Here is a 24,890-nt window from a genome sequence, read left to right on the forward strand (position 1 = left end):
ATATGCCGCAGCCCATTCAATCCACTTCCGGCGACGCGTCCGCCAACAGCGCATCGAGCGCTTCGGGCGAACGCGCGGCCGGCACCGTGCGCCGTTCGAAAGCGCGTTATCAGATCCTCGGCCTGCTGGCGGTCGGTACGATGATCAATTACCTCGACCGCACGGTGCTCGGCATCGCCGCGCCGCAGTTGACGAAGGAACTCGGCATCAACGCCGCGCTGATGGGCCTGCTGTTCTCGGTGTTTTCGTGGAGCTACGTGGCCTCGCAGATTCCGGGCGGGTTGTTTCTCGACCGCTTCGGCAGCAAGCTCACGTATTTTCTGTCGATGACGTTCTGGTCGCTGTGCACGCTCGCGCAAGGTCTGGTGCACGGGATCGGCGCGTTGTTCGTGTTCCGGCTCGGCCTCGGCGTGTCGGAAGCGCCGTGCTTTCCGACCAATAGCCGCGTGGTGGCCACCTGGTTTCCGCAGAGCGAACGGGCGTTGGCGACCGGCACCTACACGGTCGGCGAATATATCGGCCTCGCGTTTTTCAGCCCGTTCATGTTCATGCTGATGGGCGCGTTCGGCTGGCGTTCGCTGTTCTACGTGGTGGGCGGCGTGGGCCTCGTGTTCGGCGTGATCTGGTGGCTGTTCTATCGCGAGCCGCGCGATCATCCGTGGGCGAACCAGGCGGAGCTGGACTATATCGAAGCGGGCGGCGGTCTCACGCACAGCAAGCTGGACGCAACCGACCGCGGCGCGGCAAACGCGAAAGGCGGCTTTGAATGGCGGACCATCGGACGCTTGCTCAAGCATCGTCAACTGACCGGCATCTGCCTCGGCCAGTTCGCCGGCAACTCGACGCTGGTGTTTTTTCTCACATGGTTTCCGACGTATCTCGCCACCGAGCGCCATATGGCGTGGCTGAAGATCGGCTTCTTCGCGATCATGCCGTTCATTGCCGCGTCGATCGGCGTGATGTTCGGCGGTTTCTTCTCCGACTGGCTGTTGCGTCGCGGGAAGTCGCCGAACATCGCGCGCAAGCTGCCGATCATCGCCGGCCTGCTGCTCGCGTCGACGATCATTCTCGCCAACTATGTCGACAGCAACGTAGTGGTGATCGCGATTCTGTCGGTCGCGTTCTTCGCGCAAGGGATGGCCGCGCTCGGTTGGACGCTGGTGTCGGACATTGCGCCTGAGGGCCTGCTTGGTGTGACCGGCGGTATCTTCAACTTCGCTGCGAATCTGGCCGGTATTGTCACGCCGCTGGTGGTGGGGTTTATCGTCGCGGCGACCGGGTCGTTTGTCGGGGCGCTGGTGTTTATCGGCGCGATCGCGTTGATCGGCGCGCTGTCTTACATTTTTATCGTTGGCGATATCAAGCGGATTGTGCTGGTGGATTGATTTGCGCTGGAGCATGGAGAAACGGGACGTGGCTTGTTAGGCGCGTCCCGTTTTTTCATTGGTATGTGGGGTGCTCGAATTGATCGCTTAGTGTTGTGGAGTGGTCGGCTGCGGCGCGGTGATAGCGGTCAACTTGATCGCGCTTTTCGTGGATGGCTTTTTGCGGCGCGAAGCGGTTGGTGCTTCGATGGGGGCTTTTGCGCTCTGCGATGCTTCAGCCAGCAAGTTCGCCGCATGCTGCGCGGTGAGGCGGCTGCGCGGGACGCCTTTTGCGTCGAGTGCAATCACCTGGTACAACTCGCGGTCGCATTCGAGTTCCTGCTGATACTGATCGGCCGTGTCGACCAATAATTCGAGCAGAGTCTGATGACGTTTTCTTTCGTCACGCGTAAGCGCAGGATTTCTAACTATCGACGACGCAAGTGTGATCAATGTGTCCAGTTGGTCGACCTGCCGGTTGCATAGATCGAACGCGGATAGGGCAAGCTTTTCGTACTGGAGTGCGTCGACTGGCGGACGCGATGCCGGTTGACTTTTGACGGACCTGGGCATGGTGCGATCTCCCTGTTGCTGCTTTGGATCGCCCGGACACGCGCCTTTGGGGGAGGGGTGAGCGGGCACGTGGCAGGGTTAGCAGACCGGCGTTGCGTCAAACCGGCGAGCCTTGCGGCTCCCCTGTCACAGCCCGCCCATTGAAAATAGACGTGCAGAAGTAGACGCATTCCCACCTGGGTGGGAATGCGGACGCAACGTTTGGGCTGCTAAACCCGGTCGCTGGGTGTTTCCCGGCGACTTGATAATTATAAGGGAGGGCGGCCGTCTCGAATTTGGTCTTGGGAGATAAATGTCGCGGGTTGGCTGAATGGATAAGGGTGGATGAGGCGGCGGGGTGATTGTTGATGCTTTGTCTATCTCAACCGCAATTTAAGAGACAGTCGAACGAGCTTTGTCGACCCATGCGTGACTCTCGGTGGCTGTCGTGCTTGTCTTGTCGTTGCGCGCAAGACATCAGGCGTTGTGTCAACTACAGCAATTTCCATGAGAAGAGATCATCACAGATGACATCGGATCATCGCGCACTTATTTGCGTAAAGCACAGGGGCGTGTTAACATCAGAAAGCGGTTGAGTAAGTCCACTCAAGTTACCGGAGGGGCAAGTCAGTTGACTTGCGCGTCCTAAGCGCGGTGCAAACGCGCGGCCTTGTTGGCATAGCCGTACCACTAAAAGTGGCCTTCATTGAAGGCCATTTTTTTTGTCAAGAAAATTTCCATGCCTGAGACAGCATTTGCGTATTTGGACGAAAGTGGTGACTTGGGCTGGAAGCTTGAGAAGCCGTATATGCAAGGCGGCGCAAGTCGTTATTTTGTCATCTCGATAGCGCTCGGCATGAACAATCAGCATCGACGCATCGGGAAGGTGGTCGACGAGCTGCATAAAGTCCAGAAGTGGTCTTCAAAAAAAGAAAAGAAATGGACCACGATTGGCAAAGAAGCGCGAGAGAATTTTTGCCAGCTGGCAGCAAAAGAGCTTGCAGAAAACGCGGAAGTGAAGGTGTTTGTTGCTGTCTACCATAAAGAGACGGCCCCCGATTTCCTGCGAACTATCGACGTACGTGCCGTACACCCCGACGCATCGGAGCCTGAGATACAGGCGTTAGAGGCGAAATACAAGGGGCGCGCGCACCTGACTTATTCGATGTTAGTGGCGGAAACGCTTGCCGAACATTTGCCCAATTTAGACAGCTTTACATATTGCCCCGACGAGTTGAACGAAGGGCAGCGTACGCTCGATCACATCCTTACCTATCGACTTCTGATACAGCAAAATCGCCAATTGACTCTCAATAGGGTAGATCGAAAACAGCCGATGCAGCGCGGTCTCGATTTTGCCGACATGTGCGCCGGAGCGGTTTTTGAAGCCTACCAGTTCGGGGAAAAAAGCTATCTGGAGATTCTTCGGCCTTATATTGTCGTCAAGGACTTTAATAGCAACACTGATGCGACAAACTCGTCTGCTCAACTCGAGGTACCAGAGCCTATCGAAGCAGGGTAGCTTCTACGACTTGGGCGAAGTTGGCTGGCATCTGGCAGGCCAAGCGCCAAGCCGGCGTGAATGTGACTGGAGCGGTCGGACGGTCGCATGTGGCGGTGTACTGTCTCATGCAAGCGGCATACGCAGGCCCAACCTCGCAAGATCTCGACCGTCAGCACGCGCTCCCTGAGCAGGTACAGCGGATGTCCGGAAGCGCTCATCGGTATATCGCGATGAGCGCGCGACGCTCCTGACCGTCCGACCACCTTCCCGAACGAAATCGATCAGTACCTCAGCCATCTCACGGCCGCCGGGCAACCCTCTCCGCGCCCATGAACGCTATTGCTTGATGGCGGCCTTTGAATAGCGTTTGCAGTCGGCACTTAAATTCTCGGGCTCGCTGCCGATATAACGATGGGGGCGCCGGTCACGCTTGCCACCCCCACACATTCACGAGCATAACGACCAGAACAACATGACCTATTCGAGAAGACTTGCGATCCTCGCTCCGCTGACCATGCTTGCTGCATGCTCGGTCGTCGCGACGCCTTATTCCCCTTCTGTCGAAAACATCCAGACGCTCAAGAACGCTGCCCCAGTGCATGCGCGCATTGGCGACTTTCGCAGTCAGGATGGGGGCGACAACCTCTACCCAGTGCAGGTGCGCGCAAATGTAATGCGCTCCCCCGTTGGCAGTTCATTCGCGGATTATCTTTCGAACGCTGTTACGCAGGAGCTCACGCTTGCCGGCACGCTCTCGCCGTCAGCATCGGTCGAGCTCGGCGGCATACTCCTTCAAAACAACGTCGACGTCGGCGTTGGCACGGGCGTGGGGACGATATCGGCCCGTTTCGTCGTCAAGCGCGACGGCGTTGTGCGCTACGACCAGGTGAAAACCGTGCGCGGCGAATGGGATTCGTCATTCGCGGCAGCGATCGCCGTGCCGAAAGCGACTCAGCAATATCCTCTCGTCGTGCAAAAGCTGCTCGGCTCACTGTATTCGGATCCGGCCTTTATCAGCGCCATCCACTAAACCCACCCGATACTTAATCAGGAACTTTTCTCATGAAAATCAGCAATGTACTGCGCGCGGCATGCGTCGTCGGCGTGATTGCGCTTCTTTCTGGCTGCGCACACGACATCACGATCTCCGGCGACAACGCCGCGCTCGTTTCGAAAACGGCGTCGCCAATCGATAAGACGGTGGGTCTCATCATTACCGATGAAGAGCGCAGCAAGGAAGTCGTTTCTCCGGGCGGCGGCGGCGACAAGGTCGCCTACAAACCCTATCAGGACCTCGAGCTGCCTATCTATCTTCAACTCAGCAACGTATTCAAGGATGTCGTCAAGCTGAACTCGGTGCCCGACGCCGCAACCTCGCAGGCGAAGAATCTAAGCTATATCGTGACGCCGACGATCACGACGACCTCGTCTTCGCCAAGCCTGCTCACGTGGCCGCCGACCGACTTCACGGTGACGCTCGAATGCACAGTGACCGACCCGAGCGGCAAGCTCATCACGAAGAAGGCTGTGACGGGCTCCGGTCATGCCGAGTTCAGTGAGTTCAAGCGCAACTTCGGGTTGGCCGCTCAACGCGCCACCCTCGACGCCGTTCAGAAGATGCAGTCGGCGATGCAGGAATCGGCTGAACTTCGCCAATAACCGACGCGCGAAAACAGAAGCATGGGTGCCCGGACAACCGGGCGCCACAGTTGTCGCCAATCTATGGGGGCTGTCGGACGGCTGAAGATGGCCGGACTGAGTCCAACGACGACCGGCCCAGAATGCCCCTAAACGCCCCCAAACGCCCCTTCGACTCAACGCAAGCACCCTGACCGCCTCCAAACCGCAACCACCACGAAGTGTGAGCATCAAGCGACGACCTTCTACTCCCCCGCAGCCTGCTCGCGCATGCGACGGGCTTCGTCGCGCAGGAACTGCTGGTAATCGTCCAGATCGCCGTCGAAGGGCTCGACGCCACCCTTGGTGACGAGCCAGAACTCGTCACATACCGCGCGCAGCAGGGATCGGTCGTGACTGACCAGCAGCACCGTACCTTCGAATTCGTTGAGTGCCATGCCGAGCGCTTCGCGTGTGGCCAGGTCGAGGTGGTTGGTCGGCTCGTCGAGCAGCAGGAGGTTGGGGCGCTGCCACACGATCATGCACAACACGAGCCGCGCCTTTTCGCCGCCGCTCATCGTGCCGACCGCCTGATGGACCATGTCGCCACTGAAGTTGAACGTGCCGAGGAAGGTGCGAAGCGATTGTTCGGTGCCGCTCTGGCCGGGGGCACGCAGGTGCGCCGGCGTGTCCTTGGCGAGGCGGATCATGTGTTCCAGCGGCGTGTCGAGAGGACGCAGCACGTCGAGTTCCTGCTGGGCAAAGTAGCCGATGTTCAGGCCTTTGCCTTCGCTGATTTCGCCGGCAATCGGCGCCAGCTCGTGCGCCACTGTTTTCACCAACGTGGACTTGCCCTGGCCGTTGGCACCGAGAATGCCGATGCGCTGCCCGGCCAGCACGGACCGGTTGATGCCCCGCACGATGACCGTCGGCGGCGTGTCCGGCGGCGCGTCGGTCGGCGCAGGGTAGCCGAAGCTCGCGTCCAGCATCGACAGCAGCGGGTTCGGGACGTTGAGCGGCTCCTTGAACTCGAAGGTGAACTCTGCATCGGCCAGCACGGGTGCGATCTTCTCCATGCGTTCGAGCGCCTTGACCCGGCTCTGCGCCTGCTTCGCCTTCGAGGCCTTGGCCTTGAAACGGTCGATGAATTTCTGCAGGTGGGCGATCTTGTCCGCCTGCCTCGCCACCGCGGCCTGCTGCAACACCAGTTGCTCAGCGCGCATCTCTTCGAACTTGCTGTAGTTGCCGCCATAACGCACGAGCTTGGCGTTGTCGACGTGCACCGTCACCTGCGTCACCGCGTCGAGGAATTCGCGATCGTGGCTGATCACGACCATGGTGCCTTGATAGCGCTTGAGCCATGCTTCCAGCCAGACCAGCGCGTCGAGGTCCAGGTGATTGGTCGGCTCGTCGAGCAGCAGCAAGTCGGACGGACACATGAGCGCGCGCGCCAGTTGCAGCCGCATGCGCCAGCCGCCGGAGAAACTGTTGACCGGCTGGCTAAGCTGCGCAGCGCTGAAGCCGAGGCCCAGGATCAGCGCCTGCGCGCGTGCGGGGGCATCGTGTGCACCGGCGTCGTGCAGGGCCATGTAGGCGTGCGCCATGCGCATGCCGTCGTCGCTGGCCTCAGCGGCGGCTACTTCGGCCTGCGCGGCCAGCAGTAACGTGTCGCCCTCGATGACGAAGTCGGTCGCACTCTGCTCGGTCTCCGGCATCTCCTGCGCGACCTGACCCATCTTCCATGCAGCGGGAATCGAGAATTCACCGCTGTCTTCGTGCAGCGTGCCGTTGAGAAGGGCGAAGAAGGATGACTTGCCGGCGCCATTGCGGCCGACAAGGCCAATTTTTTCGCCGGGGGTGAAGGTGACGGACGCGTGATCGAGTACGACATTGACGCCGCGGCGCAGCGTGACATTACGGACGGAAATCATAAGGAGCTACTTCGGAGAGGATAGGCATGATAGCCGACCGGACGTGCAGGGCCATTTCTTTTCTGGCCGCACGAGTGAAGAGCCGCTTGCGATTTGCGGCGTTCACCGGCCACAAAGCGAGGCGGGCACTGGCGCACCGGGCGTTCGGGCTGCGAAGCCAGCGAACAGACGATGAGTGGCGGCTCCTCGCCCGGTAACGGTCAGCGAGCCTCTGGCATCACCTGCAACAACGGCTCCGGTGTCAGCGCGACTTCCCCGGTAAAGGGCCGATCGTGGGAGAGGATGAGCAAAACGGTTGTGGCGAGTGCCACCGAAAACAGACCGATTGCGACGGCAGATGTGAGCCGGTTGTCGCAATGAACGAAAGCGATGGCGAACAGCAGGCATACCGCCAGAAACGCCAGGCATAACCACTTGACACCATTCACTTCGCTGCGACTGATCAGGATACGCTCGCGACGTGCTTCGAGAGCATGCTGCAGAGACACCGCGACCTCGCGCTGTGCTGTCTGCTGTCCGGGCGTAACGACGGGCAGGGACAGCGTGAACTTCAGTGCGTTGTTCAGCGTGGGAGGACTCACGTTAAGTGTGACGGCGCCCTTCGCGACGAGCGGCCATTCGGTCGTCGCGGTGTACTGGATGTAGTCTCGGACCATCCTTCGCAGTTCGGTCTGGGCGTCTTCCGGCAAAACGGCAGACATGACAACGACCGATCGCAGCGCACTCGCTTCAGTGGCGACCGCGACATTGGCGCGCATCGTATCGTTCCAGACCTGCGAGGCCGTGAACGCGATAAATAAGCCGAATATGATACCGAGCGGAGAAAGCAGGCCGGGCGAAATTGCCTTGAATGATCGCCCATATCGACCGGCAGCAAGCCATCCGGTGACGAAATGGATGGTCGCGCTCGCAAGAGAGATCGCACCGAAAGTGACAAGTGCCATCAACCATAACGGCAGCTCATGTATCCATGTACTCATCGTTGTGGTTGCGCAGTGCGCAGTCCGAGCGGAATATTCCTGGTGGGTCGGGGAGTCCCAACCCCTTAACCAGACCACGAAGCGCCATCGTTAGTCTGTGCGCTCGACCACGTTGTGCAGTTGATGGCGGACCGGCTGGGCAGCGTTGAGTCTCAACACATCCCATTGATTGGAGACATCTCATGATCAGATTGCTGCTGGCGATGGTCATTGTGTTCACCGCCGTCGGCGCGTCGACTTCAGCTCGCGCGGATGGGGATTCAGACACGGCCGCCATCACGAATCGGCTGCAACGTTGGACGCAGGCATTCAACGCTCGCGATGCCGCAGGGGTCTGCGACGTGTTCTCCCCTGACCTGATTTCAACCGTTCCCGAAGCGCTTGATGGCAGCCGCGACGCGCTCTGCGGGAGGCTCAGTGCCGTGCTCGCAAAACCTGAGTTGCAACTTCATTACGACAGTCCCGATATTCGCGAGATCATTGTTTCCGGAGATATCGCCATAGTCCGGCTGTTCTGGACGCTTACTGCGCAGAAGGCGGGCGAGTCGAGCGTGAGTACCGAAGCGGGGATGGACATTTTCAAACGGCAGCGCGACGGCAAGTGGTCCATTGCCCGGTTCATCTCGTTTAGCGCGACGCCGAATAAAGTGCTTCAGTAAGCGGCTGTTTGATGCGGCGGCGCAACCGGTCATCTCGGCTCTCGGCAGCAATCATTGCTGGACCTGGCGCATCAGCGTCTTGATGCTTGAGGCGCTCGCATTCCGACAAGGTGATGCCGTCGCGTTCGCCTGCACCGACCGCATAGAAGTCGCGGCGGATTATTTAATCGAAGCGGTGGAGCCCCTCACCACCAGTTCGATATCCATCACTCGAACCGTTTCACTCTGGCCTCGCAACTTCTTCAGCGCAACCTCAACAGATACTTCTGCCAACGTTTGTGCCGGTATGACGATGGTCGTGAGTGGTGGCTCCAATAACGACGCAAGCGCAATGTCGTCAACCCCGATGACTGAAACATCTTCGGGAATTCGACGCCCCGCCCGGATGGCTGCACGGTAAACGAGCGGTGCTAGCAGATCATCGTCGCACACAACAGCTGTCGGATATTCTTGCATCTGCAATAGCTCAGTAAGGCGCTCCGACGAAGTTGCACCAAACGGCACTTCCACCTCGAAATTTTCGTTAAATTCAAGACCGTGTGCATGCAGACTGTCGCGAAACGCTTGGGCCCGTGCACGAAAAGTCGGAATGCGCAAACTAATCCCCAGGCGAGCGATTCGCCTGTGACCTAGCGCTGCCATATGGTCAACCGCCATTCGGATAATTCTCGTCGACGAGATAAAAACATCGGCACCGTCCGATACGTCGCCGTCAACAATCACAACCGAGGCCGGCAACACCTCCTTGACCCGGGACACCCATGGCGCATCCCATGCAATCAGCCCATCGAAGCTATGAGTGCTTAAACTCATAATCAGGTGTTCAGCATCTTCGATCTGATCTTGATCCGCATTGATCAGTACAGTCGCATATCCCTGCTTTCGCGCCGCCGCCGCCGCGAATTTCAACACTGCAGCAAAGTAAGGATTCGACACATCTGGGACTACGAGCGCGAGTAGGCGCTGTGTTCCGAGTTTCAGGCCACGAGCCGCGGAATTTGGCCGATAACCAATCTGCTCGGCTGCATCCAGGACTGCCTGCCGTCGTTCAGGCGTGATGCGGCCACCGTCCTTCCCTGAAAACACGAGGGAGACGATTGATTGCGAGACGCCTGCCAGGCGAGCTACGTCCACGCTTGTCGGCGTTTTTATCTGACCATTTCGTTTCATAAACCGGATCTATCAATATTTCGTAAAATTGCACAGTCATACGTATGACACGCATCGCTTCTAAGCTGTTCAGGTCATTTGTAACCGGAAACATCATGAACAGACGCGACTTCGTGGCTGGCGCCGCTCTCATGTTAGGTGCGCCGTCGGTAATCGTTCGTCGAGCGAACGCTCAGACGCTTGGAAAAGACACTTCGTTTCCGTTCTCCGTCGCCAGCGGCGATCCGACATCGGACGCCGTCGTTTTGTGGACCCGACTTGCGCGGTCCGCCGCCGACCTTACACCAATCTCACGAAAACCCGTTGAAGTTGAATGGATTGTCGCATCCGACGAACGGCTGTCGAAAGTTGTTCGACGTGGGATCGCTATTGCGTCGCCCGAGTACGGACACTCAGTGCATGTCGATGTCGCGGGTTTGGAATCAAACCGGGAATACTGGTACGCGTTCCGAATTGGCGGGGAAATGAGTCCCATCGGTCGCGCCCGTACACTTCCGGCCGCAACCGACAGGGTGACCCGCTACTGCTTCAACGTCGTCTCCTGCCAGAACTGGGAGTTTGGCTACTTCGATGCCTACGATGGCATGAGAGACGACGGCGCGGCCTTCGTGATGCACGTTGGTGACTACATATACGAGGTCACGCGTGGTGGGGGAGTGCGAAAGCACGAAACCGCCGCCTTTCCGCGGACGCTTGACGACTACCGCCGACGCCACGCTCTGTACAAGACCGACCCCGCTCTTCGTCGGGCACATGAGAGCATGACGTTCATCGTGACGTTGGACAATCATGATGCACTCTATGACAACACCACGGACCCTGTCGAACTGAATCGCCGTGCTGCGGCATACCAGGCATGGTACGAATTCCAGCCGGTGCGATATGCCCCGCTCCGATCGTCTGCGACGATGCAGATTCAGCGCCAATATGAAATCGGGAACCTGATTAGCATGACGATTCCCGATACGCGTCAGTTCAGGGACAAGGAAACGCCTTGTGCGGACGACTCCGATAAGAACTTCGCCTTTGGCGTCTATGAAAAGGTCTGTCCGGCGAGCAAGGTTGCGAATCGCTCGATGCTTGGTCAACCGCAGGAGGTATGGCTTGACGAGCGTCTGAAAACGTCCACTGCGCGTTGGAACGTGCTTGCCAATACGGTCAAGATGTCGCCCTTCGATATGGACCATAACGGCGAGCTCTACCGTTATCTCCAGTCATGGGATGGCTATCCGGCGGAACGTGGAAGGATCCTTGACCGGATCGCCGCTTCTAAAGTTTCCAACCCAATTTCTTTATCGGGCGACATCCACTCCTACCTGATTTCGAGCGTAGTGAGAAACGTAGGCGATGACCCTGCCACCGCACTGATGACTGAGTTTGTGGGAACGTCGATCAGCGCCCCCTGGCCTGAGCCTCTGGCCGAGCCGATGTATGCGGCGCTCCCTCATAACCCGCATATCAATTTTTACGATGCCAGCAAGCGAGGCTATATGCGATGCACCTTCAACGAAAATCGCATGACAACCGATCTTCGCACAATTGATACCGTCTTTAATCCCGGCGGAACGGTCGCCACCGAACGGAGTTACGTTGTAGAAAACGGGCAGGTTGGTGCGAAAAATGCCTGACTACAGAGGGTAGATCACTAGCTGAAAATATTCCGGAATTTTTCAGAATTCTACATTGATATATTTAATAAGGATGGCGAAGTGAGAAGTAGAATAGTATTTTTTGTTCTGTCGATAGTCTCGTCAGCGACCCCTGTGTTCGCAAACGCACAATCAAGCGTCACTTTGTACGGGCTTATTGATACGGGTATTCAATATGTCAGCGGCATGCCTAAAGGTCATGAGGTCGGCATGTACTCTGGCCATTATTACCCTTCTCGATGGGGCATCCGTGGATCCGAGGATCTTGGGGGTGGAACCCGTGTCATTTTCCAACTCGAGTCCGGCTTTAATTCGATTAACGGGTCAATGTCGTCCTGTGGAATCTTTTGCCGTCGAGCAACGGTGGGCGTAGCAAATCAAAGCTATGGCACGGTAAAGATCGGTCGCATCGGTGCCGACGAGGTCCAGAACTATAGCGCTGAAGTGGACCCCCAATGGAGCAACGAATATAGCCTGACAACATTGGTAAGAGGACGAAACTGGACTCTGGCCTCCAACTCTCTCGAATACACTTCGCCAAAATGGATGGGAATCACGCTGAAGGGTCAATACGAGCTTACGAACAGTACGACTTGGAACTCAGGCAGTCCGGGTACTGGGGCCGGTGAAAATAGTGCCGCGCAGGGGAGGTCGGACGGCCTGTCAGTGACTTACGAGGGTGGGCCCATTTATTTACTTGCCATTTACGATGAGATCCGCGATTCCAATGGCATGTTTTCTAATGTTTATAGCAACTCGCGCTCCGTTCTGGCCGGGGGTAAGTATTTTTTGGGACCTGTTACGCTGGTGGCAGGGTACCAGCATCTGAGCGCACCCGAGGCAACAGCTAATGCATATTTCGCAAGTACTGCACCTTCTGCTCCGCCTCCTGGTGCGACAGTGCCCACCGCGGTCAATCAGGAGTGGCTGGGCGCGACGTGGAATGTGACTCCCGTCTCAACGCTGTTGTTGGGTTGGTATCACGCGGATGCGAATCACGGCAACGGTAACGCGAATCTTTGGACTCTCGGCGGGGAGTATCACCTGTCGAAGCGAACGTTCCTTTATTCGGAGATTGGGCTCGTAACAAACAGCAAAACCTCGAACATTGGACTTGGAGACGGCTTTACCGATCCGTACGGGGCAAACGAAAACAATGCTCCTGCGAGCGGCTCGACCAATTACCGCACGAGTCCGAATTTCGGAGGATCCCAGCGTGGCGCATTCATAGGGATGGTAAGTCATTTCTAGGAGCCGGAAATGTTGAGCCCGTTCATCGGGCTATTGCTACCGATACCGTTGCAACGGAGGAGCCGGTAGCAAGGAACGGTTAATCCGCTTTCCGCAAGACAATCATTCGACTGAACTTCAACCATCGCCATGTCAGCAAATCCAGCTCGCCATCACTTTTTAATCTCTCACATCGAGAACGAATTCCTTGCTCGCGATGACGTTACCGACCGGAGCCACGACATTAACCACGCCCGTCGAGTAATGCATTCTGCGTTAGCTATTGCTGCAAAGGAGGGAGGTGGGAATGAGGAGGTCATTATCGCTGCGGCATACCTGCACGATTGGATCAACCTGCCCAAGAACCATCCTGACCGACACCTTGCCTCGGCGCTATCAGCCGATGCTGCGCGGCCGATTCTGAAGAGGATCGGTTTCTCTCCCGCTAATATTGACGCAACGGCACATGCCATCCTGACCCACAGCTTTTCAGCAGGAGTACAACCGGAGACGATTGAAGCTCAAGCACTGCAGGATGCGGATCGGCTGGAAGCGCTGGGTGCGATCGGCCTTGCCCGCGTATTCACGGTCGCCGGTCAACTTGGGACGGAGTTATTTTGCGCCGACGATCCATTCGCTCTACATCGGCGGCTCGATGACCGGCGTTACGCCGTCGACCATTTCGCAGTAAAGCTACTGAAACTCCCTGAGACAATGCAAACAGACGCGGGTCGTGTGGAAGCCGAGAAGCGGTGCATCGTGCTCCGCAGTTTCCTGCATAGCCTGGCAGAGGAACTTAGGAGTCCAATGCGTTGGTAAGCCATTTACAAGTGGTCTTGGTGACGATTACCTCTTTGATCCAGTGACGTGTCGTTGCGGCAACGCTCCCGATTCCTGATGAAACCGGGAGCGCCAACGCCAATTGTCCGACTTGGCCTGAACTTAACCTGACTCAACGGCCCTGCTGCTGCAGATACTGTTTGACGTCGCTCAGCGTCACGCTGCCTTTACGACTGCTGTCGATCTGATCGAAGTGCTTTGCGACGAAACCGAGGCCCTGGGTTTGCGCCTGCGTCTTCGTGATCGCCGCGCCGTTGCTCAGCGCCGTGTTGGCCCCGAGGCGCGCTTCGAGCCTCTGCTGTGCCTGCTGCTGCAGTGCCGCACCGGTCGACGGCGCGACGGGCTCGACGCGATTCTGCGGGAAGAACGGACCGTCGACGCCGCGCGCACCGCTCGGCGGTGTCGCGGGTGCTACCGCTTGCGGCGGTAAAGCATGCGCGCCGCCGATCAGGCCAGCGAACGCAAGCAACGGGAGGAGACGCCGCAATCTATTGAAAAGAGACATGATGGCTCACATGAATGGAGTGAATAGGGTATAGCGATTTCACGCACATCCGTCGGCACACTCAAGGCGCCGACAGTTGCGTGGAAGCCGAAGCGGTCGCGGTAGCGGTGGGTTCGCTAGCAGGACTTTCGTCACGCCACGGCGCAGGTAACGTCCACAGCGCGAGCGCGTCGGGCATCGGCGTACCACGGTAGAACCGCACCAGGTCGCGTTTCATCGCCGGACGGGCAGCGTCGTCCAGATAGATCATGTGACCGCCCTGAAAGAAGTTGACCTGCAAGTCCGGATTGATGCCCGGTACCGTCTGCAGCCGCGCCAGTTGTTTTTCGGTATTGAAGAACGGCGTGGCCAGATCGTGGAAGCCGTTTTCCGACAGCACCCTCAACTTCGGATTGAGCGTCAGCGCACCCAGCAGATCGGGAATCGTGTCGGGCATCGCTTCTCCGTCGTGCGAGAAATTCCACACCTGAATGATGTTGTCGTTCAGCGGCATATACGTCGCGTTCGGCGCGGTGTAGCCGAGGTAGTCCGGCATCTGGGTCGCCAGCGCGTTGGTGAACGGCTGGGAGATCAGGATGTCCGATGGGTCGCCGTCGCTCTGCAGGCGCGGATCCGAATTCGGCAGAGACACGCGTCCGTCATACCGGCCGATCGTCGTGCCGGGCAGCAGGCTCGTCGAGAATCCATTGACGTTGAAGTAGCCTTGCAGCGCCTGCGTCGTCAAACCGGACGGAATGGTCCACGCCTGCACCGTCTTGTCGTTCGGCAGCACGGGTTTGCCGAGCGCGTCCGGAATGCCGAGCTGACTCAATACCCACGTCTGCGCGTAGCGTCTCAAGCGGGGGTACTCGGCGGTGACGAACAGGCTTGTCTGCAGTGCGTACAGGTCCTGGTTGAGCGGTGCCGGCGATACCTGGTTGTAGTACGAAGCGACCGCCGCGTAGCCGGGGAAATAGCCCGCCAGCGTATCCGTATCCAGCGCGAGTGCGCTCGTCGAATTGGTGATGGCGACGGCTTCGATCGCGTCCGCGAAATAGTTGAGAATCGCCGACTGCAGCACGATACCCGTCAGATGCACACCCGCGGATTCGAGCGCCAGTGCCAGCATGTCGGTACGCGGCGTGCCGTACGACTCGCCGTACAGATAGATCGGCGAACTGCCGCGATTGTTGACCGCCAGATAGCGCTGGATGAAGTCACGCATGATGTCGACGTCGGCGTCGGTGGTCCAATACTTCTGGTTCGTATTAGGCAGCACCGCTTCTGAGAGGCCCGTGCCCGGCGGGTCGATGAAGACCATGTCCGTGGTGTCGATCAGGCTGTCCTTGTTGTCCACGAGCGGGTAGTTGGGCCAGTTACCGAACACCGGGTCGGGCGTGGACACGCGGGTCGGCGCGAACGACCCGAGCCGCAGCCAGATCGACGAGGAGCCCGGGCCGCCGTTGTAGACGAACGTCACTGGGCGCGGCGCACCGTTCGTGCCCGGCGCGGTGTAGGCCACGTAGGACATCGAGGCTTCCGGGTTGCCGTTCGCGTCGGCTGCGGTCAAATGGCCGGTGGTCGTCGTGTAGTTGACCGGCGTCTTGCCCTGGGTCCACTGGTAGTGCATCACTGCCGCCTTTTCGGAAACCTGGGCGGGCGCGAGGCCGTCCGTGGCATTCAACGAATAGGCAACCGGGTCGATGTAGGTTTGATTCGCGCCCGACGCTTGCGCCTGGGCATCGAGTTGCTGACTCGCGGGGGTTTGCTTCAGGCTCGCCGCCGCGCCGTTGGACGAACTGCCATCTTCGCCGCCGCAGCCGCCGAGCAGCATGGCTGCAACCGCTAAAGTCCCCAGGGTGGGCAGCTTGCGCTGACGCTGACGCAGAGGATTGCCTCTAAGACGCTCGTGTCGGTTCATCTCTTTCCTTTGGTGGATGGGTTCAGCTACCGTTTCACAAAGGTCTCTTCGCGGATGAATATGCATCGGAGTTCGAATTATTCTGGATGCATCGCCGACGTGTAATAGTGGACAGCAACAAACCTGGAAAGCAACAGACGACAAAACGCATTGGCATTAGTCAATGCCGTGCTTATTGCGTTGAATGGCTAAATATCTGAAATGGATACGGCGGTTCTTTGTGGGATTTCTTCTGTAATTTCCGTCAGGTAAGAATTCGTAATATCTGCGGCAAATGAAAAATAGGCGACGCGCCAGGGTCTTGTCAAGTATTTAGAAAAACTACGTAAATCGAATGGCGAGAGCTTGAATTTAAAGGCAGGAGGGATTAGGCGAGGTGTGCGATTGTATGGAGCGTTATTATTACAAAATAAATATAATCGTTTGTTAAATGTAATAATTTAATTGCTGCGGAGCGCAATAAATCCGTCAATGCGGAATGCCATATAAGAGCGGATTTCTATGGTGCGGCCGGACATGATAGCGGCGATGGTTATTGCGTCGTACTCCCCGTGTGCTCGCATACGAGGGCCGCGATTTCCGGGTCCAGATAGGGTAGTGAGTGACGAACCCACAGCGGGTCGCCTGGAATGTCCCTGATCAGGCTCCCGTCCGCATTTCGAGTGCGGGTATCGGAGAAGGTCTGATTTCCGCCCGAACAGTCAAGCCCAATGTGCATGTCCGTAATCGCGACGCCCAGGGCCTTTCCGAGTTTTGCACTCTGGATGCTGCGCTTCCAGACGAAGGTCCACTGGTCAATCTTGTGAACTGAATTGAGGTCAATTTCATTCTTTTCGCCAAGCGAGCTGTGTTCCTTCAAAACCACCCAATTGGGTGCGAGGGACTGCTTGGGATCTGCCGGCAGCGTCGACAGCGAATCCTGGCGGACTTCCGCCGTTTTCACACAAGCAGCGCACAGTAAAGCGAGTGCTAATACCGCACCAAGTGCTTTCATTTTTCCCGTTCTCAGATTTGAAAATGCAAAGAGCAGTCGCCGGGGAAATCCGGCAGACATGCGACTTTACTGCTCCAGTCGCCCCATAGAGCCGAATACGCTTATAACCGTGAAAGCGGCGAGGAGTAAGCCGACCAAAACGTAAGCCAGCAGGAATCTGATGGGGGATTCGGACTTGTAGATGCTCCCGAAACGCCCATGTACCTTCTCTTCCGTTCGATAGCTTGATAGTGTCGCAAGTAAGCCGCCCACTGATGCAACCAGAGTTCCGATCCAACCGAAGTGGATATACGTGGGCGGATAGGCAATGCATATTCCCCATGAAACTAAGGCGATCGCAAGGAGCGCCCACACCAGTCTATTCATTCTGGCAATCGATATCGAAGGCGACAGCAGAGTTGTCAACGACCTACGCATTGATATCGAATGCCCCCGCGTCAATTATCCTTGCGCACGAACCTCAGCACAGCATCGACGATCATCGCGCGATGCCTTGCCCGCAACCGCGGATGCGATGGATCGCGGCCGAACGCAGTACCAAACGTATGCCGATTGCCAACACGGTGAAAGCACAGCGAACTGATCAGCAGATGCAGATCGATCGGATCGATATCGCTACGGAACTGCCCGGCCGCGATGCCACGCGTCAGCAGATCTTCAATCGTATGAATAACGGTGACATTGCGGCCTTTAAAGCTCTTCACCTGCTCGACATACTTTGCGCCGTGAATGTTCTCGATCGTCACAAGACGCACGAAATCCCGTTGCCGATCGTGATAGTCGAACGTGAATTCGACCAGCGCGCGCATGCCCTCGACCGGATCGAGTTCGCTCACGTGCAGATCCTGTTCGAGCGTGCGAATGTCGCCGTACACCTTTTCGAGCACCGCCTGGTACAACCCTTCCTTGCTGCCGAAGTAGTAGTAAAGCATGCGCTTGGTGGTGTTGGTGCGCTCCGCGATCGCGTCGACCCGTGCGCCGGTCAATCCCATCGCAGAGAACTCCTGGGTCGCAACGTCGAGAATGTTGCGCTTCGTCTGCTCGGGATCGTACTTGCGTCGCGCGTCGGTGCGCGGCGTTTCGGACGCAGTGCCGTTGGTATCAGGCTCGGCAGCCTTACTTCCCTTTTTCATTGTGTATTCGAGCGGCATGGACGGCGCATTCTAGCATGTCAAAACCGGCCTCCAGAGCGGCTCTCAGGGTGGCTTGGGGGGATGAGCCGCGGCTCGTCCGGCGCGGCTTCGTGCAGGTTCGTCATACGGGTTTCGGCGAGCGGCGGCGGCCCGCGAGCGCGTCGCGCGTTTGCATCGTCGTGTAGGTGAGTTGCGCGGCGGCGAGACCGAGCGCGCCGTAAGCGGGCGTCAGACCGAAGGCGGCGAAGGCGTCCGGAACCGGGCGCTCGCCGGCGATCGCTGCCGCCAGCAATTCGCCGGACACGGTGGTCGGCGCCATGCCGTGGCCGCCGAAGCCGACCGCGTACCAGACGCCGTCTTCGCTGCGGCCGATTTGCGGCATCTTGTGCCGCGCGTAGCTCATCAGGCCGCCCCACGCGTAATCGATCCGCACGTCGTGCAGTTGCGGATAGACCTTCAACAGGTCGCGCCGCAACAGCCGGGCGATGACCTCGGGTGCGCGATCGCGCACCGAGATGCGGCCGCCCCACAGAATGCGCGTGTCGGGCAGTGGGCGGTAGTAGTCGAACGCGAAGCGGGTGTCGTAGATGGCCGCGCGGGTATCGATCGCATCGTGCAAACGCGTGCCGAGCGGCTCGGTCGCCATCACGTAGGTGGCGATCGGCAGCACCGCGCGCTCCACTTTTGCGTAGACGTTGCGCGCATACCCGCCGCCGGCCATCACGACGTGTTGCGCGTCTATCGCACCGTGCGGCGTATGCACGACGAAGCCGGCGCCTTCGCGCTGCAAGCGTACGGCCGGCGAATGCTCGTAAATCTGTACGCCCGATGCTGTCGCCGCAGCCGCTACGCCGAGCACGTATTTCAGCGGATGAAAGTGGAACGCGTTGCGCTCGAACAGGCCGCCGTGATAGCGGTTCGTCTTCAGTTGCGACGCGAGTTGCGCGGCGGCCACGGGTTCCCAATCGACGCCGAACGAATCGCGCATCAGGCGCCGCTGGGCGTCGAGTCGCGCGGGTTCGTCGAACCAGTTGGCGAGGATCACGCCGGCGTCGGTCGTATCGCAGTCGATCGCGTAGCGTTGGATACGCTGGCGCATCAGATCGACGGCGTCCGTGGTCAGCGCATAGAGTTCGCGCGCGCGTGGCGCGCCCAGGGTTTTCAGCAGGTCCGCGCAATCGAGGCTATAGCCGCCGAACACGAAACCGCCGTTGCGCCCGGAGGCGCCAAAGCCGACCTCGCGCGCTTCGAGCACCGCGACGTCGGCGACGCCGCGCTCGGCGAGTCCGAGCGCCGTCGACAAACCGGCCAGCCCGCCGCCGACGATGCAAACCTGCGCGCTGCGCCGGCCGGACAAAGGCGCGTATCCGGCCAGGCGAGCGACAGTAGCTTCGTAATAGCTTTGCATCGCCCTCGGTCGGTCCGTTTCAGGACACTGGCAGCAACTTGCCGCTGAACACCACCGGACCGGTCGGCGCATTGTGATCGGGCGAGCCGCCCGGCGCTTCGATCGACACCGCCAGCGCCGCATAGTTCTCCGGCTTCTGCTGACCGGCCCCCACCTTGCCGCTCGCGCTATCCGGCAGCAAGCCGAGCGAGACCGGATGTCCGTTCGCCGGAATGCCCCACAACTCCATCGCCTTGCCCGGCGGCAGATCGACCTTGCCGAGCGGATGCAAGGTCATCGTGGAATGGGTTTCGTCCCACGCGACCAGCATGACCGGATGCGCTTCCTTGTTGTTCAGCACGGCTACATGAGTCACGGCCGCTTCGGGCTGTTGCGCGACAACCGGCGCCGTGGCCGGCGCGGTAGTGGCCGGCAGCAGCGAGCGTATCGCGACGACCACCGCCACCGCGGCAAAACCGGTCACGCCGATCGCCCAGCCGCGCCAGAACGCGAGGTTCTCGAAGATGCTGCGCGATGGTGTTTCCACCACGCTGCGCGGACGTGCCGCTTCGCGCGTGGCGGCGAGGCCGAGACGCCGTTCGATGGCGTCCCAAACGGCGGCCGGCGGCATGCGCGGCTCCGCGAGTTCGGCCATTGGCGAAATGCGCCGCTGCCATTCGTCGACTGCGCGGCGCACCGCGGTGTCGTGATCCGCGTAACGCTGGAAACGCCGCCGCGCACCGCCGCGCAACGTGCCGAGCACATATTCGGCGGCCAGCAGATCGACTAGCTGAGGATAGCGACTGAGATTCATCACTCGCCTCCCAGGCAGGTTTTCAGCTTGGCGAGGCCGCGCCTTATCCACGACTTGATGGTGCCGAGCGGCACCGTCAGTACTTCGGCGATCTCGCTATGGCTCTGATCGCGCAGGTAGGCGAGGGCGACCGCCTGACGTTGGGCCGGTTCGAGCTGCTGCATGCAACCGGCCAGCAAACGTGCCTGCAGGCTGACCGCGGTCAATGCTTCGGGATCCGGATCGCCGGTAGCCACAAGATCGTCCAACGCATCGCTCCATTCTGTTTCCTGCTTGTTGACCCGTCGCAGGTGATCGAGAGCACGATTGCGGACGATCGCGGACATCCACGTCATCGGTGCGGACAGTGCGCGGCGATAGTCGCCGGCAAAGCGCCAGATATTGACGAAGCTGTCCTGCAACACTTCTTCGGCCCACTCGTGCTTGCTCAATATACGAAGCGCGAGGCCAAACAGTTTCGGGGCGGCGAGATCATATAGCTCGCGCAGGGCCGCAGCATCTTCTTTGGCAACGCGTTCGAGCAGCTCGGCGAGCGTTTCGGGCGTCAGTTCTCGGGGATTGGCGGTCATGGACAATGTCGTTGTGAGCTTGCGGGCCTATGTTACTCAATTTCGCCGTCGGCTTATATGTGGTTTTTTACCCGTAGCGCTGCATCTGTTCATGCGTCGGCTGCGTATAAGGCGGCAGGGGGTGGGTTGCGTCATGGTCGCAATGACCGACGCGCGCCGCCTGCCCGATGTGACACGGGGTGCGTGTCCAGGGAGGCCGAAAGCCGTTACACATGTGCATGGAGCGCAGATAACGGCGCCACGCGATGCGGGATGACTAGCGCAATTGCGGGTGAGTGGGATGGCAAGGCGAGCCGGGCTCATTCTGGTGCGGTCCGGCTGCTTGTCGACCGGTGTTATCGGTTGGCAGGCGGCCGGACCGGAATGAGTTCGCGCGCGCCTTTTTTATGGTTACCTGATGAATGCGCGCGTAGCCGCCAAGACACCCAATATCGCACGGCAAATAACGCCGCGCCACGCGTTCCGGCGGCGTGTTGCGAGCGCGTCACTCAGGGTAGACCCGAGCAGATTAAGTGCATATTTTCCGAGCTACACTGATTTGAAGGTGCGCCAGATTCAGAAGCAGGCGCCCGCTCGGGGAGTGCAACCATGAATCGGCCAGTGGTTCGGTTTCCGCTTCGCACGGCAGGCGCCATGTCGTCTGTCAGGAAGTGGCTTAAATGGGGGCTGGCGGCGGCGTTTCTGCTGGCCGTCGCATTCGCGGTGCGTCTCATCCAGGTCGAAATCGAGACCTCGCGATTGCAGGCACGCTATCTCTCCGAACTGACCCGCGACGTGGGTTTTTCCGTCGCCGAGGGTCCCAGTCATTCGATCCGCTTTCCGCAAGCCGACCAGGGCCCTTACGACAGCCGCCTCGGCTACGCATTGCTGCCGCGCTTCCAGCAACGCCTTGTCGAACGTGGGTTTGAAATCACCGCGCAGGCGCGCGATTCCGAGCGGATGTTGTCGTTGGCGGACTACGGTCTTTTCCTGCCTTATGCGGAGAAAGACCGTGCGGGGCTGCAACTCTTCGACGGCACCGGCGCGCCGCTCTTTAGCGCCGAGTTTCCGGGCCGCGCGTATGACAGCTTCGACGCGATTCCGCCGCTCGTCGTGAATTCACTGCTGTTTATCGAAGACCGCTATCTGCTCGATCCGGATCAGCCGAACCGCAATCCGGCGCTCGACTGGGGGCGCTTCAGCCGCGCGCTGGTCGATCAGGGCGCACGCGTGTTCAACCGGCATCAGGCGACGCCGGGCGGCAGCACGCTCGCCACGCAGATCGAGAAATTCCGTCATTCCGCTGGTGGACGCACGGCGACGCCACCGGAGAAGCTGCGGCAAATCGCATCGGCATCGGTGCGCGCGTATCTGAATGGACCGCAGACGATGCCCGCGCGTCAGCAGATCGTCGTGCACTATCTGAACTCGGTACCGCTTGCCGCGCAACCGGGCATCGGCGAGATCAACGGCATCGGCGACGGTCTCGCCGCGTGGTACGGCCGCGATTTCAGCGACGTGAACCGCATCCTCAACGCGCCGTCGACGCAAGCGAATCTGCCGGAGCAGGGCGAGGCGTTTCGTCAGGTGCTGTCGCTGATGATCGCGCAGCGTGCGCCCTCGTACTTTCTGCGTCGCGGCTATGGCGAACTGGAACGTCTCACCGATAGTTATTTGCGGCTGCTGGCGAGCGGCGGCGTCATTTCGGTTGCGTTGCGCGACGCGGCTTTGTCCGCGGCAGTGGAATTGCATCGGATGCCTGAGAAAACCTCGAACGCGGATTCGTTCGTCGCGCGCAAAGCGGTGACCTCGATGCGTTCGCATTTGCTCGCGGCGCTCGGCGTGCCGAGCTTTTACGAACTCGACCGGCTCGATCTGCGCGCGCAGGGCACGCTCAACAACGCGGTGCAGCAGGCCGTCAGCGACCGGCTCGCCGCCGCGGCCACGAAGGAGGGCGCGAAAGCCGCCGGCCTCGTCGGGTTCGAAATGCTGCGCGCTTCCGACGATCCGTCGCACATCGCGTATAGCTTCACGCTGTTCGAACGGCGCGACGGCGCGAACCTCGTGCGCGTGCAAACGGATAGCGTGAACCAGCCGTTCGACATCAATTCCGGCGCGCGGCTGAACCTCGGCTCGACCGCGAAACTGCGCACGGTCGTCACCTATCTGCAGATCGTCTCCGAGCTGCATACGCGTTATGCCCCGCTGAGCACAACGGAGCTGAAAGCCGTCAGGCCCGATCCGAACGATCAACTCACGCGCTGGGCGCTCGATTATCTGGCGCATACGTCGGACCGTTCGCTGCAGGCGATGCTCGATGCGGCCGTCGAACGCAAATATTCGGCGAGTCCGGGCGAAACGTTTTACACGGGCGGCGGCGCGCAAACCTTCAACAACTTCGAAGCCGACGACAACAGCCGCATTCTGACCGTGCATCGCGCATTCCAGCATTCGGTGAACCTGGTGTTCGTGCGCCTGATGCGCGATATCGTTCACTACGAGATGGTTCAGACCACGGGGCCGTCGGCGCAATGGCTCGGCGATCCGGCGCTGCGCAAGATGTATCTGACGCGTTTCGCCGATCAGGAAAGCCGCGTGTACATGAATCGTTTCTACACGAAGTATCACGGTAAAACGCAGGACCAGGCGCTGGCGCTGCTCGTGCTCGGCGTGCGCAAATCGCCGCCGAAAATGGCGACCGTGTTGCGCAGCGTCGCACCGGACGAATCGAACGCGTGGTTCAACGCGCAAATGCGTGCGGCGTTGAAGAACACGCCCGCCGCATCCGTACTCGACGACGAAGATCTGGCGAACCTGTACGCGAAATATGCAATCGACCGTTTCAATCTGAACGACCGCGGTTATATCGCGAGCGTGCATCCGCTGGAACTGTGGACGCTCAACTATCTGCGCCAGCATCCGGAGGCGACGCTCGATCAGATTCAGCGCGCGAGTCAGGACGTGCGGCTGTCCACTTACTCATGGCTCTTCAAGACGCGTTATCACGCGACGCAGGACCGTCGCATCAAACGGATGGTCGAACTGCGCGCGTACGACGCGATCGGCAAATCGTGGCAAGCGCTCGGCTATCCGTTTGCGACGCTCACGCCTTCGTATGCGGCGGCGATCGGCGCATCGGGCGACAGACCGGCCGCGCTCGCGCAACTGATCGGTGTGATCGCGAACGACGGCAGCAAGGTGCCGACCGAAAGTCTCACGCAACTCGATTTCGCGAAAGACACGCCGTACGAAACGCATTTCAGACGCGCCGCAGTGGCGCCTCAACAGCAGGTGTCGCCGGAAATCGCGGGCGTGGTTCGCGGGCTGTTGCGCGACGTCGTGCTGGGCGGCACCGCGAAGCGTCTCGCGGCAGGCATGACCTTCCCCGACGGTCAGACGCTCGAGGTGTACGGCAAAACCGGCACCGGCGATCAGCGCTTCAATGTGTTCGCGAAAGGCGCGCGCCTGATCGAGTCGCGCAAGGTGAATCGCAGCGCAACGTTCGTGTTCGTGATGGGCAATCGCTTCTACGGCACGTTGACCGCGTGGGTGCATGAGCCGTATGCGGCGCGTTATGAATTCACGAGCGCGTTGTCGGTGCAATTGCTGAAGTCGCTGGCGCCGGTATTGCAGCCTCTGCTGAAAGAGCAGCAACCGGCGACGACTGCATCGGTGACGAAAGTGTCGGCGGTGCAGTGAGCGTTAGATCGCGTTCTCACCGGTCTCGCCGGTGCGAATGCGAATGGCGCGCTCGATCGGCGTGACGAAAATCTTGCCGTCGCCGATCTTGCCGGTGCGCGCCGCACGCTCGACGGCATCGATCACCTGATCGACCATGTCGTCCGGCACCGCGACTTCGATCTTCACTTTCGGCACGAATTCGATCACGTACTCCGCGCCGCGATACAGCTCCGTATGGCCCTTCTGTCGGCCGAAGCCTTTTACCTCCGTCATGGTGATGCCCGAGACGCCGATCACCGACAGTGCTTCGCGTACTTCGTCGAGCTTGAACGGCTTGATGATTGCGGTAATAAGCTTCATGTGATTCCTGTGAGCGCCACATTGCACGCGCTTCGCCGGACATCCGGCAATCCGGCGAAGCGCGCACTCAAC

At 59.5% G+C, this 24,890-nt stretch carries 21 protein-coding genes; 9 read left to right on the plus strand and 12 right to left on the minus strand.

Annotated features, from left to right (window positions below; genetic code table 11):
• Positions 1 to 2 precede the first annotated feature (2 nt).
• Positions 3 to 1,385 (plus strand): MFS transporter, encoded by a 1,383-nt coding sequence (locus PQQ51_RS26810; RefSeq protein ID WP_408500020.1) that lies wholly within the window; start codon positions 3 to 5, stop codon positions 1,383 to 1,385.
• Positions 1,386 to 1,472: 87 nt separating this feature from the next.
• On the opposite strand, the gene PQQ51_RS26815 is transcribed toward PQQ51_RS26810, so the two are convergent.
• The gene (locus PQQ51_RS26815) at positions 1,473 to 1,937 is read right to left on the minus strand and encodes a hypothetical protein (protein ID WP_408500021.1); all 465 of its coding nucleotides are present in this window, start codon (positions 1,935 to 1,937) and stop codon (positions 1,473 to 1,475) included.
• A gap of 718 nt (positions 1,938 to 2,655) precedes the next feature.
• On the opposite strand from PQQ51_RS26815, the gene PQQ51_RS26820 reads away from it, so the two are divergent.
• The 3 genes from PQQ51_RS26820 (at position 2,656) to PQQ51_RS26830 (ending at position 5,079) form a co-directional block, all read left to right on the plus strand.
• Positions 2,656 to 3,438: a DUF3800 domain-containing protein gene (locus PQQ51_RS26820; RefSeq protein WP_408500023.1), complete on the plus strand. Its 783-nt coding sequence runs from the start codon at positions 2,656 to 2,658 to the stop codon at positions 3,436 to 3,438.
• Positions 3,439 to 3,892: 454 nt separating this feature from the next.
• Entirely contained in the window at positions 3,893 to 4,450 is a 558-nt protein-coding gene (locus tag PQQ51_RS26825; protein ID WP_408500025.1) for a hypothetical protein, read from the plus strand.
• Positions 4,451 to 4,482: 32 nt separating this feature from the next.
• Positions 4,483 to 5,079, plus strand: coding sequence for an energy transducer TonB (locus PQQ51_RS26830; RefSeq protein WP_408500027.1), 597 nt, complete (start codon positions 4,483 to 4,485; stop codon positions 5,077 to 5,079).
• A gap of 224 nt (positions 5,080 to 5,303) precedes the next feature.
• Here PQQ51_RS26830 and PQQ51_RS26835 read toward each other — a convergent pair whose 3' ends face one another.
• Together PQQ51_RS26835 and PQQ51_RS26840 are read right to left on the minus strand one after the other, a co-directional pair.
• Positions 5,304 to 6,968 carry an ABC-F family ATP-binding cassette domain-containing protein gene (locus tag PQQ51_RS26835; protein ID WP_408500029.1) on the minus strand — a complete coding sequence of 555 codons (1,665 nt, stop codon included), beginning with the start codon at positions 6,966 to 6,968 and terminating at the stop codon, positions 5,304 to 5,306.
• A 200-nt stretch (positions 6,969 to 7,168) separates the two neighbouring features.
• Complete coding sequence (locus PQQ51_RS26840) at positions 7,169 to 7,912, minus strand: bestrophin-like domain (protein WP_408500031.1); 744 nt, start codon at positions 7,910 to 7,912, stop codon at positions 7,169 to 7,171.
• Between the two features lie 218 nt (positions 7,913 to 8,130).
• On the opposite strand from PQQ51_RS26840, the gene PQQ51_RS26845 reads away from it, so the two are divergent.
• Entirely contained in the window at positions 8,131 to 8,607 is a 477-nt protein-coding gene (locus PQQ51_RS26845; protein WP_408500033.1) for a YybH family protein, read from the plus strand.
• A 159-nt stretch (positions 8,608 to 8,766) separates the two neighbouring features.
• Here PQQ51_RS26845 and PQQ51_RS26850 read toward each other — a convergent pair whose 3' ends face one another.
• Positions 8,767 to 9,777 carry a LacI family DNA-binding transcriptional regulator gene (locus tag PQQ51_RS26850; protein WP_408500035.1) on the minus strand — a complete coding sequence of 337 codons (1,011 nt, stop codon included), beginning with the start codon at positions 9,775 to 9,777 and terminating at the stop codon, positions 8,767 to 8,769.
• A 95-nt stretch (positions 9,778 to 9,872) separates the two neighbouring features.
• Here PQQ51_RS26850 and PQQ51_RS26855 point away from each other — a divergent pair, with 95 nt between their 5' ends.
• From PQQ51_RS26855 to PQQ51_RS26865, 3 genes are all read left to right on the plus strand, one after another.
• Positions 9,873 to 11,405 carry an alkaline phosphatase D family protein gene (locus PQQ51_RS26855; protein WP_408500037.1) on the plus strand — a complete coding sequence of 511 codons (1,533 nt, stop codon included), beginning with the start codon at positions 9,873 to 9,875 and terminating at the stop codon, positions 11,403 to 11,405.
• A gap of 81 nt (positions 11,406 to 11,486) precedes the next feature.
• The gene (locus PQQ51_RS26860; RefSeq protein ID WP_408500039.1) at positions 11,487 to 12,677 is read left to right on the plus strand and encodes a porin; all 1,191 of its coding nucleotides are present in this window, start codon (positions 11,487 to 11,489) and stop codon (positions 12,675 to 12,677) included.
• A 129-nt stretch (positions 12,678 to 12,806) separates the two neighbouring features.
• The gene (locus PQQ51_RS26865; protein WP_408500041.1) at positions 12,807 to 13,475 is read left to right on the plus strand and encodes an HD domain-containing protein; all 669 of its coding nucleotides are present in this window, start codon (positions 12,807 to 12,809) and stop codon (positions 13,473 to 13,475) included.
• Positions 13,476 to 13,608: 133 nt separating this feature from the next.
• On the opposite strand, the gene PQQ51_RS26870 is transcribed toward PQQ51_RS26865, so the two are convergent.
• The 7 genes from PQQ51_RS26870 to PQQ51_RS26900 form a co-directional block, all read right to left on the minus strand.
• Positions 13,609 to 14,001: a 2-oxoglutarate dehydrogenase gene (locus PQQ51_RS26870; protein WP_408500043.1), complete on the minus strand. Its 393-nt coding sequence runs from the start codon at positions 13,999 to 14,001 to the stop codon at positions 13,609 to 13,611.
• Between the two features lie 61 nt (positions 14,002 to 14,062).
• Positions 14,063 to 15,901, minus strand: coding sequence for a S10 family serine carboxypeptidase-like protein (locus tag PQQ51_RS26875; protein WP_408500044.1), 1,839 nt, complete (start codon positions 15,899 to 15,901; stop codon positions 14,063 to 14,065).
• Between the two features lie 532 nt (positions 15,902 to 16,433).
• A complete protein-coding gene (locus PQQ51_RS26880) occupies positions 16,434 to 16,955 on the minus strand; it encodes a hypothetical protein (RefSeq protein ID WP_408500045.1) in 522 nt (173 codons plus the stop codon).
• A gap of 377 nt (positions 16,956 to 17,332) precedes the next feature.
• Positions 17,333 to 18,028, minus strand: a complete 696-nt coding sequence (locus PQQ51_RS26885) for a TetR/AcrR family transcriptional regulator (protein ID WP_408500046.1) — start codon at positions 18,026 to 18,028, stop codon at positions 17,333 to 17,335.
• A gap of 121 nt (positions 18,029 to 18,149) precedes the next feature.
• Entirely contained in the window at positions 18,150 to 19,436 is a 1,287-nt protein-coding gene (locus PQQ51_RS26890) for an NAD(P)/FAD-dependent oxidoreductase (RefSeq protein WP_408500047.1), read from the minus strand.
• 19 nt (positions 19,437 to 19,455) lie between these two features.
• Positions 19,456 to 20,229, minus strand: coding sequence for an anti-sigma factor (locus PQQ51_RS26895; RefSeq protein WP_408500048.1), 774 nt, complete (start codon positions 20,227 to 20,229; stop codon positions 19,456 to 19,458).
• Positions 20,229 to 20,798, minus strand: coding sequence for an RNA polymerase sigma factor (locus tag PQQ51_RS26900; RefSeq protein WP_408500049.1), 570 nt, complete (start codon positions 20,796 to 20,798; stop codon positions 20,229 to 20,231). Before PQQ51_RS26900 ends, PQQ51_RS26895 begins: the two co-directional genes overlap by 1 nt.
• 588 nt (positions 20,799 to 21,386) lie before the next feature.
• Between PQQ51_RS26900 and PQQ51_RS26905 the strand changes: the two genes are divergently transcribed.
• Positions 21,387 to 24,476, plus strand: a complete 3,090-nt coding sequence (locus PQQ51_RS26905) for a transglycosylase domain-containing protein (protein ID WP_408500051.1) — start codon at positions 21,387 to 21,389, stop codon at positions 24,474 to 24,476.
• Positions 24,477 to 24,479: 3 nt separating this feature from the next.
• On the opposite strand, the gene glnK is transcribed toward PQQ51_RS26905, so the two are convergent.
• Positions 24,480 to 24,818 carry a P-II family nitrogen regulator gene (gene glnK, locus PQQ51_RS26910; RefSeq protein WP_408500053.1) on the minus strand — a complete coding sequence of 113 codons (339 nt, stop codon included), beginning with the start codon at positions 24,816 to 24,818 and terminating at the stop codon, positions 24,480 to 24,482.
• Positions 24,819 to 24,890: the final 72 nt, after the last annotated feature.

This window comes from Paraburkholderia xenovorans, assembly GCF_046030735.1.
In the GTDB taxonomy this organism is placed as follows: Bacteria; Pseudomonadota; Gammaproteobacteria; order Burkholderiales; family Burkholderiaceae; genus Paraburkholderia; species Paraburkholderia xenovorans_A.